Origin of the sequence: Variovorax sp. V118, from assembly GCF_041154445.1 — a bacterium.
Classification (GTDB): Bacteria; Pseudomonadota; Gammaproteobacteria; order Burkholderiales; family Burkholderiaceae_C; genus Variovorax; species Variovorax boronicumulans.
Window position 1 is genome coordinate 575,458 of record NZ_AP028663.1, and the last position, 13,796, is coordinate 589,253.

The following is a 13,796-nucleotide window of genomic DNA, read 5'->3' on the forward strand; positions in this document are numbered from 1 at the left end:
AGGTCTCCTGGCTGGTGTTATGGAGGTCAAGGCGGGCCGCAGGCCATGCGGGCCACGGCAGCGCCGGGGGTCGAGTCTGCAGGGGAAACGCGCCGGTCACCTGAAAAAAGCCCGCACCCCGGCTGAAAATTATTCAGCCCGGCTCGCGCAGCGCCTGGCGCAGCCATTCGACGAAGGTGGCGCATTCCCAGCGTTCCATGGTGCCGGGGCGCCAGCACAGGAAGTAGGCGTTGGGCGAGGGCGCACTGTGCGGCGACAGGCGCACCAGCCGGCCGTTGTCCAGCCAGGCGCGGCCCAGCCGCAGGTGCATGAGCACCACGCCGAAGTCTTCGGCGGCCGCATCGAGCGCCAGGCCCAGGTCGTTGAACTGGTGGCCCACGGCCGGCTCGGGCAGGCCGATGCCGCAGGCCTTGAACCAGATGCGCCACGACTCCAGCGGCGTGCGCAGCATCTGCACGCGCGCCACCTCGGCGTCGGTCGAGAAGTGCTGCTCGAAGGGCCCGTGGCGTTCCAGGTAGGCCGGGCTGCACACCGGCGAGACGTCGTCGGCCAGCAGCTGGCAGAACTCGCGGTCGTGAAACGGGCCGGTGCCGAAGCGCAGCTCGATGTCGGCGTCTTCGGCCGTGAAGTTGCGCACCGGCATGGTCACCTGCAGCATCAGCTCGATGGTCGGGTAGGCGTCGCGGAACTCGGCCAGCCGGGGCAGCAGCATCTGGCGCGAGAAGGTGGGCGTGACGGCCACGCGCAGCCGCCGCACCTGCGACGCGGGCTCGCGCCCCGGCACCTGCTGCAGCGCCGCGATGGCCTCGCGCACGCGCGCCAGGTAGGCCACGCCGTCGGCGCTCAGGCCGAAGTCGTTGCCCGTGAAGAGCTTGAGCTCGAGCTGCGTCTCGAGCTGGCGGATGCGGTGGCTGACCGCGCTGGGCGTGACGCTGAGCTCCTCGGCCGCCAGGTTCACGCTGCGCAGCCGCGCGACGGCCTCGAAGGCCTGCAGGCCCTGGGTCGAGGGGAGTCGCGTCGATGCCATGTGTTTTTTGGGGAAGGAGTGAGCGATGCGATGTTATCGAAGGGCGACCAGCGCATCGAGCAGCCGCCGCAGGTCGTCGACCGCCTCGCGCGCCAGGGCCGCATCGCCCATCTGCGCCTTGACGATGGCGCCGTCAACGCCGAGCGCGGCCACCTGTGCAACGGCCATGCGCTGCGGGCCGTCGGGCAGCAGGCCGGCGATCACCTCGACCATCTCGCGCTTGTGCTCGCGCGCGATGTCGGCGGCGCCGGCCACGCTGGCCCCCACTTCCACCACCGAGTTGATGAAGGCACAGCCCCGAAACAGCGGGTCGGCGAACCACTCGGCCATCACGTCGGCCAGCACCGGCAGCGCCTGCCCCTGCGCGATGCGTTGCTGCGCGTCGCGCCGGCCCAGCGCATCGACGAACCAGGCCATCCACACGCCGTGCCGGTGGTCGAGAAAGGCGCGCACCAGGTCGTCCTTCGACGGGAAGTGCCGGTAGAAGGTGACCTTGGTGACGCCCGACGCCGCGATCACGCGGTCGATGCCGGTGGCGCGGATGCCGTCGGCATAGAAGAGCTCGTGCGCCGTGAGCAGGATGCGCTCGCGCGCGGGCAGTGCAGAGATGTCCATGCGGCGATTGTAGGCATGTAGACAAGTCTGTCTACTCATGGCACATTGCAGGCCTTCATCACTTCATTTCTTTGACTGAAAGACCGCCATGGAATCCCGCCCGCCGCTGCCGCCCTTCACCCTCGAATCCGCCCTCCAGAAAGTCCAGGCCGCCGAAGACGCCTGGAACTCGCGCGACCCCGCGCGCGTGAGCCTGGCCTACACGCCCGACACCGAATGGCGCAACCGCGCGGACTTCGTCAATGGCCGCGAGCAGGTGGTGGAATTCCTCACCCGCAAGTGGGAGCGCGAGCACGACTACCGCCTGAAGAAGCAGCTGTGGGCCTTCATGGACAACCGCATCGCGGTGCGCTTCGAGTACGAATGGCACGACGCCGCAGGCCAGTGGTTCCGCAGCCACGGCAACGAGAACTGGGAGTTTGCGCAGAACGGGTTGATGCAAAGGCGCTACGCGAGCATCAACGACCAGCCCATCGCGGAATCGGAGCGCAAGTTCCGTTGGGAGCGCTGAGGCGCAGGGGCCGACAACGGGCATGCCTGTTGCTTGCCCTGTCGCATCCCTTCATACCCAGGAGCCAAGCCGCATGAACCGCAACGACGTCACCGAGAAGATCATCACCGTGAAGGTGTCCAAGGGCTTCCAGTGGGCCGACGTGGCCAAAAAGGTCGGCCTGTCGAAAGAGTGGACCACCGCGGCCTGCCTCGGCCAGATGACGCTCGACGACAAGCAGGCCAAGGTCATCGGCAAGATCTTCGGCCTCACGCCGGAGGAGCAGAAGTGGCTCCAGGTCGTGCCCTACAAGGGCTCGCTGCCCACGCCCGTGCCCACCGACCCGCTGATCTACCGCTGGTACGAGGTGGTGAGCGTGTACGGCACCACCATCAAGGAACTGATCCATGAAGAGTTCGGCGACGGCATCATGAGCGCCATCGACTTCAGCATGGACATCCAGCGCCAGCCCGACCCGAAGGGCGACCGCGTCAACGTGGTGCTGTCGGGCAAGTTCCTGCCGTACAAGAGCTACTGACGTTCGGCGTTCAGTACACCGGCGCCGCCGGCTTCGGCTTCGGCCGCGGCGTCGGGGCCGGGCGCCAGCCGGGGCCGGCCATGCCGTAGCGTGCGCCCTCGATCGCACCCGCAATGGCACGCGCCACGCCGTCGACCGGCGTCGTCAGCCGTCGCCGCGTGCGCATGCGCTCGAAGGCGTAGCTGTCGGCGATGCGCTCGGCCAGCGGGTCGGCGGCCTCGGCCACGTCGGGGCTCACCAGCGAGACGTGCACGCGCCCCGGGTGTTCCCGCCGCAGCCCTTCGGAGATCGCCTGCACCGCGTACTGCGTGCCGTGGTACACGGCCGAGTCGGGTGTGGCGCCGCCCATGGCCACCGGCGCGACGTTGACGATGTGGCCCCAGCCCTGCTCCTGCATCGTGGGCAGCACGGCCGCCACGCCCAGCAGCATGCCGCGCAGGTTGACGTCGATCATCAGCTCCCACTCCTCGATCTTGCGCTGCCACAGCGGCGACAGCGGCATCACGCCGGCGGCGTTCACCAGCACGTCGATGCGGTCGTGCGTGTCGAGGGCGAACTCGGCAAAGGCCTCCATGTCGGGCCGGTGCGTCACGTCGAGCCGCCGGAAGCTCGCCGAGCCGCCTGTGGCATTGATCTCGGCCGCGAGCGCCGCGAGCCGTTCGGTGCGGCGCGCGCCGAGCACCACATGGGCGCCGCGCCGCGCGAGCCGCCGCGCCGTCGCCTCGCCGATGCCGCTGCTGGCGCCGGTGACGAGAACCACTGTGTCCTGGATTGCACTCATACAAAACTCCTCATGCGGGTCGATGCGCCACGGCGCGAAGGGTGCGCCGGGCATGCAGAGGAGTCTCGGGCCGAAGGGGCCGGAGGCGGTATCCGGATCGAACGAGGTTTTTGCCTGATCCTGCGAAATGCAGAAACAGGCGAGCCGTGCGCGAGGCCGCGTCAGATGCGCCGGCCCAGCCGATTCCCCAACGCCAGCAACCCCCATCCCGCCAACCCGAAGGTCAGCGCGATGCCTGCTGCATAGACGGCCACGCCGCCGTAGCCGCCGACGTGGGCAGGGTTGAGGAAAGGGTAGGGGTACCAGCCCGTGTGGCTGCCGCGCACCAGCGTGTAGACCAGGTAGGCCATCGGGAAGACCAGCGTCCACAGCAGCTGCCGGCCGCCGAGGCGCGTGCGCGGCGGCTGCAGCAGCCAGTCGAGCAGCACGACGCAGGGCATCACGTGGTGCAGCAGCGTGTTGATCCACGGCCGCAGCGCGCCGAGGTCGACGTCGCGCAGCAGCAGCGAGAAGACGATGCCGACCACCACCATGTTCACGGCCGACAGGGCGCGCAGCCCCTCGTCGGGCCCCGTGGACGCCGGCCGCCAGAGGCGACGCGCCCCCAGCACCAGCACGATGGCCGCGAGCAGGTTCGAGAGGTTGGTGAAGAAGCTGAAGAAGTTGACGACGTCGAAGCCCATGCGGACATGGATCGCCAGCTGCCAGCCGATCGCCACCAGGGTCAGCAGGCCGAAGAAGAGGCGCAGGGCGGACCAGGCCATGGGATGCCGGTCCTCAGGGCCTGCAGCTGCCGCCCATGGACACCGAGCCGTCCTTGCATTCGGTGAGGATGGGCTCGCCGCGCGATGCGGGCGCCGAGGTGGCGCTCGGGGCCGGCGAGGCCGCGCCGCCTTCGCGCTGGTAGACGATCTTCCTGGTGCCCAGCTCGCAGCTGCCCACCACCTGGCCGCTCGCCGTGGCGGCGGCATCGACGGTGACGACGCTGAAGTTCGTCACGCCCGACGCGGCGATCTTCGCCTCGATCTGGGCGCGCAGCGTTTCGCAGTTGCTCGGGCTCAGGTTCTGGGCATGGGCGCTGCCGGCGGCCATGAGCAGGGGCCAGGCGGCGGCAACAGCAAGCCAATGGCGTTTCATGAGGGGCCTGCCTTTCTTTCTTGCGTGCAGTGGGGGCGGGAGAAATCGGAGTCTAGTCGCGCACAAAGACCAACGGCCCGCCGCGTGAGCGACAGGCCGTTGGTGTGGGCACTTCCGGGCCTGGTCAGGCCCGGGAGGCGCAACGCAGCGGAATCAGACCGCCGGTGCCAGCACCGCGTTCAGCGTGGCGCTCGGGCGCATCACGGCTTCGTACTTCTTCGGGTCGGCCAGGTAGTAGCCGCCGATGTCCACGGCCTTGCCCTGCACGGCCGCGAGTTCGTCGACGATCTTCTTCTCGTTGGCGGTGAGCGCTTCGGCCAGCTTCTTGAACTTGGCCTGCAGCTCCTTGTCCTCGGTCTGCGCGGCGAGTTCCTGGGCCCAGTACATGGCCAGGTAGAACTGGCTGCCGCGGTTGTCGAGCTGGCCGGTCTTGGGCGACGGGTTCTTGTTGTTGTCCAGCAGCTGGCCGGTGGCGGCGTCGAGCGTCTTGGCCAGGATCTTGGCCTGCGCGTTGCCGGTCTTCAGGCCCAGGTCTTCGAGGCTCACGGCCAGCGCGAGGAATTCACCGAGCGAGTCCCAGCGCAGGTGGTTTTCTTCCACCAGCTGCTGCACGTGCTTGGGGGCCGAGCCGCCCGCGCCGGTCTCGTACATGCCACCGCCGGCCATGAGCGGCACGATCGACAGCATCTTGGCCGAGGTGCCCAGTTCCATGATGGGGAACAGGTCGGTGAGGTAGTCGCGCAGGATGTTGCCGGTGGCGCTGATGGTGTCCAGGCCGCGCACGACGCGCTCCAGCGTGTAGCGCATGGCGCGCACCTGGCTCATGATCTGGATGTCCAGGCCCGTGGTGTCGTGCTCGTGCAGGTACATCTTGACCTTGGTGATCAGCTGCGCCTCGTGCGGGCGGTAGGCGTCGAGCCAGAACACCACCGGCATGCCGGAGTTGCGCGCGCGGTTCACGGCCAGCTTCACCCAGTCGCGGATCGCGGCGTCCTTGACCTGGCACATGCGCCAGATGTCGCCCTTCTCCACGTCTTCGCTCATCAGCACTTCGCCGGTGTCCAGGTCGGTGATGTTGGCCACGCCGTCTTCGGGGATCTCGAAGGTCTTGTCGTGCGAGCCGTACTCTTCGGCCTTCTGGGCCATGAGGCCGACGTTGGGCACGGTGCCCATGGTCTTGGGGTCGAAGGCGCCGTGCCACTTGCAGAAGTTGATGATCTCCTGGTAGATGCGGGCGAAGGTCGATTCGGGCATCACGGCCTTCACGTCCTTCAGGCGGCCGTCGGCGCCCCACATCTTGCCGCCGTTGCGGATCATGGCGGGCATGGAGGCGTCCACGATCACGTCGTTGGGCGAATGGAAGTTGGTGATGCCCTTGGCCGAGTCGACCATGGCCAGCTCGGGGCGGCCTTCGTGGCAGGCGTGCAGGTCGCGCTTGATCTCGTCCTGCGTGCTCTGGGGCAGCGTGGCGATCTTGTTGTACAGGTCGACCATGCCGTTGTTGACGTTGATGCCCAGCTCGTCGAACAGCTTGCCGTGTTTCTCGAAGGCTTCCTTGTAGAAGATCTTCACGCAGTGGCCGAACACGATGGGGTGCGAGACCTTCATCATCGTGGCCTTCACGTGCAGCGAGAACATCACGCCGGTCTTGTGCGCGTCTTCGATTTCCTTTTCATAGAAGGCCAGCAGGGCCTTCTTGCTCATGAACATGGAGTCGATGATTTCGCGGTCGAGCAGGGCGACCTTGGGCTTGAGCACGATGGTCTTGCCGCTCTTGGTGATCAGCTCCATCTTGACGTTGCGCGCGCGGTCCAGCGTCATGGACTTTTCGCCGTGATAGAAGTCGCCGCCGTGCATGTGCGAGACGTGCGAGCGCGAGGCCTGGCTCCACTCGGCCATGCTGTGCGGGTTCTTGCGGGCGTATTCCTTCACGGCGCGGGGCGCGCGGCGGTCGGAGTTGCCTTCGCGCAGCACGGGGTTCACGGCGCTGCCGGTGCACTTGTTGTAGCGCGTGCGGATGTCCTTGTCCTCGTCCGAGGTCGGGTTCTCCGGGTAGTCGGGGATCTTGTAGCCCTTGCCCTGCAGTTCCTTGATGGCCGACTTGAGCTGCGACACCGAGGCGCTGATGTTGGGCAGCTTGATGATGTTGGCTTCGGGCTTGAGCGTGAGCTTGCCCAGTTCGGCCAGGTTGTCGGGCACCTTCTGGTCGTCGCTCAGGAACTCGGGGAACTCGCCCAGGATGCGGGCGGCCACCGAGATGTCGCTCGTCGTCACGTTGATGCCGGCCGGAGCCGTGAAGGCGCGCACGATGGGCAGGAAGGCGTAGGTCGCCAGCAGGGGCGCCTCGTCGGTGAGGGTGTAGACGATGGTGGGTTGCTTCGTGCTCATGCGCTTGCTTCCGTAGGTTCTGGGTTGTCGAGAGGGCTGAAATTTCATTGGGCGAAATGGACTTTCGCCGGAGCCCCCCATTGTCGCCCGGTCGGGCCGGGGCGCGGTCGGAGAAACCCCGATGACCCCTCTGCCAGGGCTTCCCGCGATGGCTACCATTGCGCCCCATGAAAAAGCTGCCTCTTGCCGGGATCGTCGGTCTTCTCGCGTCGCTGCCGGCCGGCCCCGTGCTCGCTGCGCCCGCCGCCCAGGTCTTCGTGGCCGTCAAGACGCCCGAGGCCGTCGACGCCATGTGGCGCGCCCACCTGTGCGCCTTGCTGCCCCAGCCCTGCGATGCGCGGGCGCTGAAGCTGCACCGCCCGCGCGACGGCGGCGCGCCCGACGACTACCTGCTCACGTCGGAAAAGCCCCTGGCCATGGCGCGCCTGAAGCGCGACGCCGGCACCGGCGGCTGGCAGCTCGCGCAGCTGCACGATTTTTCGACCTACGTGGCCTCGCAGCAGCGCGACCGCCGCAGCACCGACCCCGAGCTGCACCTGGCCCTCGCGCCGGTGCTCTACCCGCTGGCCGAGGGCCGCTGGGCCGTGGCCGTGACCCAGCACGAATCGGAAAGCTATTCGGGCGGCGGCGCGTCCTATGTGACGGCCGACTTCGTGCCGCTGGACACACCGCCCGGGCAGCGCGCCAAGGCCGCGCGCGAGAGCATCCCGTACTGGTGCTCGCGGTCGATCCGTGCCTGCTTCAGCGAGAAGGAATACAAGACCTCGAAGCACTGCCACGACGAAAGCCGCGGCAGCTTGCGCATCGCCTACGACGCGCCGGCGAAGGCCGGCGGTCCCTATGTGTGGCGCTACACCTGGCTGCAGAGCGAGTGGCCGGCGCACACGGGGCCGGCCGGCAACAAGCGCACCAGCGTCGACTTCACGGACGACAGCGCCCGGAAACCGACCGCCTGCGACGGCGGGCTGCAGTAAGCAGGCAGCAGACTGCGGCTCAGTGCCGCGGCACGGTCACCGCGCCCACGTGCAGCGTGCGTCCCGCGCCCAGCCCCGCCATGACCAGCACCACGCCCAGGCCGACGAACAGCCACGCCGAGGCGCGGAAGCTGCCGGTCCAGCCGTGCAGCAGCCCGGCCAGCAGCGGGCCGAAGGCCGCCACCATGTAGCCCACGCCCTGCGCCATGCCTGACAGGTGCGCGGCAATGTGCGAATCGGGCGAGCGCAGCACGATCATGGTGAGCGCCAGCGCGAAGGTGCCGCCCTGCGAAATGCCCAGCACCACGGCCCAGGTCCACATGCCGCCGGGGGCATCCAGCGGCGCGAACAGCATGGCCAGCATGGCCGCCACCGTCATCGCCGACAGCACCACCGCCAGCGCGCGCTGGTTGCGCAGCTTCACGGCCAGCGCCGGCACCACGAGGCAGGTCACGACCTGCGTCATGACCGACAGCGACACCACGTAGCCGGCCATTTCGCCGCTGAGCCCGCGCTCGCGCAGGATCGGCGCCAGCCAGCCCATCACGATGTACGCCAGGGCCGACTGCAGCCCCATGAAGAAGGTCACCTGCCAGGCCAGCCGGTCGCGCCACAGGCCGCGCACGGTGAAGCCCGACTCGCTGGCCACCGGCTTGAGCGGCAGCGCCTGCGGCGCCCAGATGAACGTGACCAGCGCGGCCGGCACGGCCCACATGGCGAGTGCCAGCGTCCAGCCGCCGCCCAGTGCGTGCTCCAGCGGCACCGTGAGGCCCGCGGCGCTGGCGGCGCCGCCGCACACGGCCATGGTGTACAGGCCCATCATCAGCGCGGCCTGCTTGGCGAAGTCGCGCTTCACCAGGCCCGAGAGCAGCACGTTCGACACCGCGATGCCGCTGCCCGCGATGGCCGAGGCCAGGAACAGCAGCGGGATGTTGCCGGTGCCGCGCAGCACCGTGCCCACGCCGATCAGCACCATGCAGCCCAGCAGCGTGCGCTCGGTGCCGAAGCGGCGCCCGAGCCAGGGCGCCATCGGCGCGAACACGCCCAGGCAGACGATGGGCAGCGTGGTCAGCAGGCTGGCGGCGGTGGCCGACAGGCCGGTGGCGCGGATGATTTCCGGCAGCACCACCGACAGGCTGGCGAACACCGGTCGCAGGTTGAAGGCGATGAGCACCACCGTCAGGCCCAGCAGCAGCCGGCGACCCCGGCTGGGGGTGGGCGTGGGGCGTGGCGCGGGCAGGCTGTCGACTTCGGCGTCGATCAGCAGCTCTTCGGCGCCCGATGGCGCCGCCTGGGTGCGCGCGGTGGTGGCAGCACCCGTGGGCAAGGTCATCGTGCTCATGCCGTGCCCAGTGCGAGCGCGTTGAGCGTCGGCGCCATCAGCTCGCGCACGGCGGCGGCGGCGCGCTCGGGGTCGCGGCTGGCAATGCCTTCGACGATGGCGCGGTGCGCCGCCTCGTCGGGCTCGGGCAGGCTGGCGCTCAGCGTGCTGGCGATGGTTTCCTTGATGTAGCCGGTGATGAAGCGGCAGGTCTCGACCAGCGCCAGGTTGCCCGACACATCGACGATGGCCAGGTGAAAGGCCAGGTCGCGCTCGATGAAGGCCGCGCCGCCGTCGGCCAGGTCGGGCTGGCCGCGCTTGTCGAGCAGGGCGTTCAGCCGGCGCAGGTCTTTCGCGGTGTGGCGCACGGCGGCGAGCCGGGCGGCCTCGACCTCGAGTGCGCGGCGTACCTCGAACTGGTCGCGCAGGCTGGCCAGGCGCAGCTTCTGCAGGCTGGCCGAGGGGTCGAAGCCCGAGCGCACGTAGGTGCCCGAACCCTGCCGCACCTCGAGCAGGCCGCGCGAGACCAGCGTCTTCACCGCCTCGCGCACCGTGCCGCGGCTCACGCCCAGCAACTGCGCCAGCTGGGGCTCGATCGGAATGCGCGAGCCGATGGGCCAGCGGCCCGCCGCGATTTCGGTGCGGATGCTGTTCGCGGCGGCGTCGGCCAGGGAGGTGCGGGGCGGTTGGACGAGCATGGGATCAGGGTGGCTTATTCATTCAATGATTGGATGAATTTAACCATTGTCAAAAAGACGCGGTCGGCGGGAGGGGCATGAGGCGGCGCGGCGGGGTGCCTGGCCGCCCGCTTTACCAGCTGCCCGAGGCGCCGCCGCCGCTGCTCGAACCGCCGCTGTCCGAGGAGGACGAAGACGACGACGAGGAAGAGGACGACGAACTGCTGCTCCAGCCGCTGTCCCCATCGTCGTCGCTGCTGCCCGATTCCCAGACGCCGGGCGGCAGGAAGCCGATCAGCATCGAGAAGAACGCCGCCAGCCCAATGGGAATCCACGAGGTGTCCGGCACCGGGCCGGGCGAGGTGATGTGGAACACGTAGCCGCAGATGCCCGCCACGATGGCCAGCCGGACGACGAAGCTGACCACGCTGCGCTGGAAGGTGTTGACCATGCAGCGCACGATGATCACCGCGAACAGCGTCACGCCGCCGAGGCACAGCGCCCACAGGAAGCCCCACCAGAAGCGGTCGGCGCCGACCGTCCACGCGATGGCGACCAGCGACGCGATCACGAGCACGAAGCCGCCCATGAAGATGGCGGCCGTGCGCGACATGCCGCAGAGAAAGCCCAGGCCGTAGCCGAAGATCGCCGGCATCGCCAGCACCAGCGCGATGGCCGGGTTCAGCAGCGCCGCGCCGGCGGCCAGCGGGCCGGCCCCGAGCAGGCCGAGCACCAGGCGCAGGTCGCGCGGGGCAGGGCGCGCACGCGCCGGTTCAGGCTCGATCGCCGCCAGGGCGTCGGCCCAGGGTTCGGGGCGCGCGCTGCCCTTGCGCTGGCCCTTGCGTTTTTTCTCTTCGGCACGCCGCGAGGCCGAGCTGCCGCGCCGCGGGTCGCGCTCGATGCCGCGGCCGTGGTAGATGCCCAGGCCCAGGCCCCACAGCACCACGCCCAGCAGGCCCCAGCCCTCGGGCGTGACGTGGCCGCCGCGCGTCAGGCTGGTGACCTTCTCTTCGTCGGGTGTGGGGGCGGGTGCGGCGGCGTGGTCCACGGCGATCTGCTGCGACTCGGGCGCGACGACGCCCACCTCGCCGTCGAGCAGCCGCGCGAGCGCGCCCACGGCCGCCTGCACGCCGCCGGCGAAGTCGCCCTCGCGAAAGCGCGGCGCCATCTCGCGGTCGATGATGCGGGCCGCCTGGATGTCGGTCACCGTGCCTTCGAGCCCGGTGCCGACCTCGATGCGCATGCGGCGGTCTTTCTGCGCCACGAGCAGCAGGATGCCGTCGTCGGCGTCGCTGCGGCCCAGCCGCCACTTCGTGAAGACGCGCGTGGCGTAGTTCTCGATGGTGTCCTCGCCCGTGGTCGGCACGATGAGCACGGCGAGCTGGGCCTGGGTGCGGCCCTGGATGTCGGCGATCTGCGCGCGCAGCGCTTCGGCCTCGCCGGCCGGCAGCGCCTGCGCGAGGTCGACCACGCGCGAACTCATCGGCGGCACCGGCACGGGCTTGGCCTGCGCGGCGCGCGGGCCGGCCAGGCACAGCACGAGCAGCAGGCCCAGGCACAGCGACAGCCAGCGGGGCATCGACAGCGGCACGCGCATCGGCGCGTTCATCGGCGCGCGCCCTTGGCCGCCACCACGCCCGCGCCGCGCACCTCCACCCGGCGCTGGTCGACCACCTTGCCGCTGGCGTCCACCAGCTCGATCAGGTGCCGCCCGGGCCACGGCAGCCACTGCGCGCTGTTGCCGCGCGCGTGGAACTTGCCGTCGATGCGCCACTGCACGCCGCGCCCTTCGGATTCGAAGCGCACGCGCTGGCGCTGCGGCGGAATGTCGGGGTCGAGCGCCAGGATCGTGCCGTCGGCCGGCGCCGTGATGCGCGCCGAGGCGGCGTCGCTCGCCATGCCGGTGTCGAGCGCGAACAGCGGCTGCTCAGTGCCCTGCAAGAACCATTCGCTGCGCGCCGCTTCGAGTGGGCTGCCGTCGGCGCCCGGGCCGAAGCTCACGCGCGCCTCGACCAGCCCGGCGGGCGGCGCGGGCGCGCGGCTGGGTTCGCGCGCGTGCAGGAAGCGCATCACCTCGGCCCACACGGGCGCGGCGCCGCTGGTGCCGCTCACGTCCCACATCGAGGCACCGCTGGCGTTGCCGACCCACACGCCGACCGTGTAGCGCTGCGACCAGCCCACGGCCCAGTTGTCGCGCATGTCCTTGCTGGTGCCGGTCTTCACGGCGGTCCAGAAACGGGTCGAGAGGATGCTGTCCAGGCCGAAGGTGCGCGTGCGCGCGTTCGGGTCGGAGAGGATGTCGCTGACGATGAAGGCGGCGCGCGGGTCGAGCAGCGGCGCGGCCTCTGCAGGCTTCGCCTTGCCGGCCGGCGCAGGCGGGCAAGGCGCGAGCGTGGTCGCGCCGAAGCGCCCGCCGTTGGCCATCATGCGGTAGGCATTGGCCAGCGACAGCAGCGACACCTCGGCGCTGCCCAGTGCCAGGCTGTAGCCGTAGTAGTCGCCGCTCTCGCGCAGCGGCAGGCCGGCGGCGCGCAGCTCGCGCGCGAAGGCCTCGGGCGACACCATCACCAGCGTGCGCACGGCCGGCACGTTGAGCGAGGCGGCCAGCGCGGTGCGCGCCGACACCGGGCCCTTGAAGCGGCGGTCGTAGTTCTGCGGAATGTAGAGGCCGCTCGCGGTGCTGATCTGCGCCGACGAGTCCTCGATCAGAGAGGCCGCCGTGATGCGCTTCTCGGCCAGGGCCTGCGCGTACAGCAGCGGCTTGAGCGTGGAGCCGGGCTGGCGCAGCGCGGTCACACCGTCGACCTCGGCGGCTTGGCTCAGCGGGCCCGAGGAGCCGACCCAGGCCAGCACCTCGCCGCTCGCGTTGTCGAGCACCACGAGCGCGCCGTCTTCCACGTGGCGGTCGCGCAGTTCGCGCAGGTGGCGCTGCAGGCTGTCGAGCGCGTAGCGCTGCAGCGGCGCGCGCAGCGTGGTGCGCACGCTGGTGGGGGCGACGGGCTTGTCGTTCCCAGCATCACGCAGTTCGCGCAGCACCCGCCGCGCGGCATGTGGCGCGATGCCTTCGTTGGGCTCGAACGCGCGCCGCTGCACCACGGCGCTGGTGAACATGTCGAGCGCCTCGCAGTCGGTCTTGGCGCCGGGCTCCATCACGCGCAGCACCTCGCAGGCGCGCTGCGCCACCAGCGCGGGGCGGGCGTTGGGCGCACGCACCAGCGCGGCGGCCACGGCGGCTTCGCGCGCGTCGAGCCCGCTCGGGGCCTTGCTGAAGAGCGTGCGCGAGAGCGCGTCGATGCCGACGATCTCGCCGCGGAAGGGCACCGTGTTCAGGTAGGCCTCGAGGATCTGGTCCTTGCGCCAGCGGCGCTCCAGCTGCGTGGCGGCCACGGTCTGGCCGATCTTCTGCGTGAAGCTGCGCCCGCCCGCCGCGCGGCGCAGGTCGTCGTCGAGCAGGCCCGCCAGCTGCATGGTGATGGTCGAGGCGCCGCGCGTGCGCGTGTTCCACAGGTTGCCCCAGGCGGCGGCCGAGGCGGCGCGCCAGTCGACGCCGCTGTGTTCGTAGAAGCGCTTGTCCTCGCTCAGCACCATGGCCGCGCGCAGCGCGGGCGACACGTCGGCCAGCGCGGTCCACTGGCCGCGCCGCACCGTGGGGTCGGTGCGCACGCGCTGCAGCAGCTCGCCCTGGCGGTCGAGCACGGCAGTTTCGGAGGAGCGGAAGTCGCGCTTCACTTCCTCGAAGCTGGCCAGCGCCCAGGCGGAGGGTGCGGCGGCTGCCGTCAGCAGGACCACGGCCAGGGTGTGCCGGGCGGTGGAAGAAAACGAGAACGCAAGAGGCATCGCAGCAGACG

General features: G+C 70.0%; 13 protein-coding genes. 3 read left to right on the forward strand and 10 right to left on the reverse strand.

What is annotated here, in order from left to right; all coding sequences use genetic code 11:
* Positions 1 to 133: 133 nt before the first annotated feature.
* Together ACAM52_RS02650 and ACAM52_RS02655 are read right to left on the reverse strand one after the other, a co-directional pair.
* Entirely contained in the window at positions 134 to 1,027 is an 894-nt protein-coding gene (locus ACAM52_RS02650; protein WP_070062186.1) for a LysR substrate-binding domain-containing protein, read from the reverse strand.
* Between the two features lie 33 nt (positions 1,028 to 1,060).
* Positions 1,061 to 1,642 carry a TetR/AcrR family transcriptional regulator gene (locus tag ACAM52_RS02655; RefSeq protein WP_139702380.1) on the reverse strand — a complete coding sequence of 194 codons (582 nt, stop codon included), beginning with the start codon at positions 1,640 to 1,642 and terminating at the stop codon, positions 1,061 to 1,063.
* 88 nt (positions 1,643 to 1,730) lie between these two features.
* Here ACAM52_RS02655 and ACAM52_RS02660 point away from each other — a divergent pair, with 88 nt between their 5' ends.
* The gene (locus tag ACAM52_RS02660; RefSeq protein ID WP_369646043.1) at positions 1,731 to 2,153 is read left to right on the forward strand and encodes a DUF1348 family protein; all 423 of its coding nucleotides are present in this window, start codon (positions 1,731 to 1,733) and stop codon (positions 2,151 to 2,153) included.
* 73 nt (positions 2,154 to 2,226) lie between these two features.
* Complete coding sequence (gene cynS, locus ACAM52_RS02665) at positions 2,227 to 2,670, forward strand: cyanase (RefSeq protein ID WP_369646044.1); 444 nt, start codon at positions 2,227 to 2,229, stop codon at positions 2,668 to 2,670.
* A gap of 10 nt (positions 2,671 to 2,680) precedes the next feature.
* Here cynS and ACAM52_RS02670 read toward each other — a convergent pair whose 3' ends face one another.
* The 4 genes from ACAM52_RS02670 to ACAM52_RS02685 form a co-directional block, all read right to left on the reverse strand.
* A complete protein-coding gene (locus tag ACAM52_RS02670; protein ID WP_369646045.1) occupies positions 2,681 to 3,451 on the reverse strand; it encodes an SDR family oxidoreductase in 771 nt (256 codons plus the stop codon).
* A 161-nt stretch (positions 3,452 to 3,612) separates the two neighbouring features.
* Positions 3,613 to 4,215, reverse strand: a complete 603-nt coding sequence (locus tag ACAM52_RS02675) for a Pr6Pr family membrane protein (protein WP_369646046.1) — start codon at positions 4,213 to 4,215, stop codon at positions 3,613 to 3,615.
* 13 nt (positions 4,216 to 4,228) lie between these two features.
* Positions 4,229 to 4,588 carry a DUF1161 domain-containing protein gene (locus ACAM52_RS02680; protein WP_369646047.1) on the reverse strand — a complete coding sequence of 120 codons (360 nt, stop codon included), beginning with the start codon at positions 4,586 to 4,588 and terminating at the stop codon, positions 4,229 to 4,231.
* 153 nt (positions 4,589 to 4,741) lie between these two features.
* Positions 4,742 to 6,976: an NADP-dependent isocitrate dehydrogenase gene (locus ACAM52_RS02685; RefSeq protein ID WP_070062193.1), complete on the reverse strand. Its 2,235-nt coding sequence runs from the start codon at positions 6,974 to 6,976 to the stop codon at positions 4,742 to 4,744.
* Between the two features lie 167 nt (positions 6,977 to 7,143).
* Between ACAM52_RS02685 and ACAM52_RS02690 the strand changes: the two genes are divergently transcribed.
* Positions 7,144 to 7,950: a hypothetical protein gene (locus ACAM52_RS02690; protein ID WP_369646048.1), complete on the forward strand. Its 807-nt coding sequence runs from the start codon at positions 7,144 to 7,146 to the stop codon at positions 7,948 to 7,950.
* Positions 7,951 to 7,969: 19 nt separating this feature from the next.
* Here the strand turns inward: ACAM52_RS02690 and ACAM52_RS02695 are convergent, their stop codons facing one another.
* The 4 genes from ACAM52_RS02695 to pbpC all read right to left on the reverse strand — a co-directional run bounded on the left by ACAM52_RS02695 (position 7,970) and on the right by pbpC (position 13,785).
* Positions 7,970 to 9,292, reverse strand: a complete 1,323-nt coding sequence (locus tag ACAM52_RS02695; RefSeq protein ID WP_369646049.1) for a CynX/NimT family MFS transporter — start codon at positions 9,290 to 9,292, stop codon at positions 7,970 to 7,972.
* Positions 9,289 to 9,969: a FadR/GntR family transcriptional regulator gene (locus ACAM52_RS02700; RefSeq protein WP_095949614.1), complete on the reverse strand. Its 681-nt coding sequence runs from the start codon at positions 9,967 to 9,969 to the stop codon at positions 9,289 to 9,291. Before ACAM52_RS02700 ends, ACAM52_RS02695 begins: the two co-directional genes overlap by 4 nt.
* Before the next feature lie 112 nt (positions 9,970 to 10,081).
* Positions 10,082 to 11,557 carry a YgcG family protein gene (locus ACAM52_RS02705; protein ID WP_369646050.1) on the reverse strand — a complete coding sequence of 492 codons (1,476 nt, stop codon included), beginning with the start codon at positions 11,555 to 11,557 and terminating at the stop codon, positions 10,082 to 10,084.
* Complete coding sequence (gene pbpC / locus ACAM52_RS02710; protein WP_369646051.1) at positions 11,554 to 13,785, reverse strand: penicillin-binding protein 1C; 2,232 nt, start codon at positions 13,783 to 13,785, stop codon at positions 11,554 to 11,556. Before pbpC ends, ACAM52_RS02705 begins: the two co-directional genes overlap by 4 nt.
* Positions 13,786 to 13,796: the final 11 nt, after the last annotated feature.

Excerpts from the sequence above, each read along its gene's own strand:
- ACAM52_RS02700 (WP_095949614.1), bottom strand. The coding sequence starts at position 9,969 with ATGCTCGTCCAACCGCCCCGCACCTCCCTGGCCGACGCCGCCGCGAAC.
- ACAM52_RS02680 (WP_369646047.1), bottom strand. The coding sequence starts at position 4,588 with ATGAAACGCCATTGGCTTGCTGTTGCCGCCGCCTGGCCCCTGCTCATG.
- ACAM52_RS02675 (WP_369646046.1), bottom strand. The coding sequence starts at position 4,215 with ATGGCCTGGTCCGCCCTGCGCCTCTTCTTCGGCCTGCTGACCCTGGTG.
- ACAM52_RS02695 (WP_369646049.1), bottom strand. The coding sequence starts at position 9,292 with ATGAGCACGATGACCTTGCCCACGGGTGCTGCCACCACCGCGCGCACC.
- ACAM52_RS02705 (WP_369646050.1), bottom strand. The coding sequence starts at position 11,557 with ATGAACGCGCCGATGCGCGTGCCGCTGTCGATGCCCCGCTGGCTGTCG.
- ACAM52_RS02690 (WP_369646048.1), top strand. The coding sequence starts at position 7,144 with ATGAAAAAGCTGCCTCTTGCCGGGATCGTCGGTCTTCTCGCGTCGCTG.
- ACAM52_RS02660 (WP_369646043.1), top strand. The coding sequence starts at position 1,731 with ATGGAATCCCGCCCGCCGCTGCCGCCCTTCACCCTCGAATCCGCCCTC.
- pbpC (WP_369646051.1), bottom strand. The coding sequence starts at position 13,785 with ATGCCTCTTGCGTTCTCGTTTTCTTCCACCGCCCGGCACACCCTGGCC.
- ACAM52_RS02685 (WP_070062193.1), bottom strand. The coding sequence starts at position 6,976 with ATGAGCACGAAGCAACCCACCATCGTCTACACCCTCACCGACGAGGCG.
- cynS (WP_369646044.1), top strand. The coding sequence starts at position 2,227 with ATGAACCGCAACGACGTCACCGAGAAGATCATCACCGTGAAGGTGTCC.
- ACAM52_RS02655 (WP_139702380.1), bottom strand. The coding sequence starts at position 1,642 with ATGGACATCTCTGCACTGCCCGCGCGCGAGCGCATCCTGCTCACGGCG.
- ACAM52_RS02670 (WP_369646045.1), bottom strand. The coding sequence starts at position 3,451 with ATGAGTGCAATCCAGGACACAGTGGTTCTCGTCACCGGCGCCAGCAGC.
- ACAM52_RS02650 (WP_070062186.1), bottom strand. The coding sequence starts at position 1,027 with ATGGCATCGACGCGACTCCCCTCGACCCAGGGCCTGCAGGCCTTCGAG.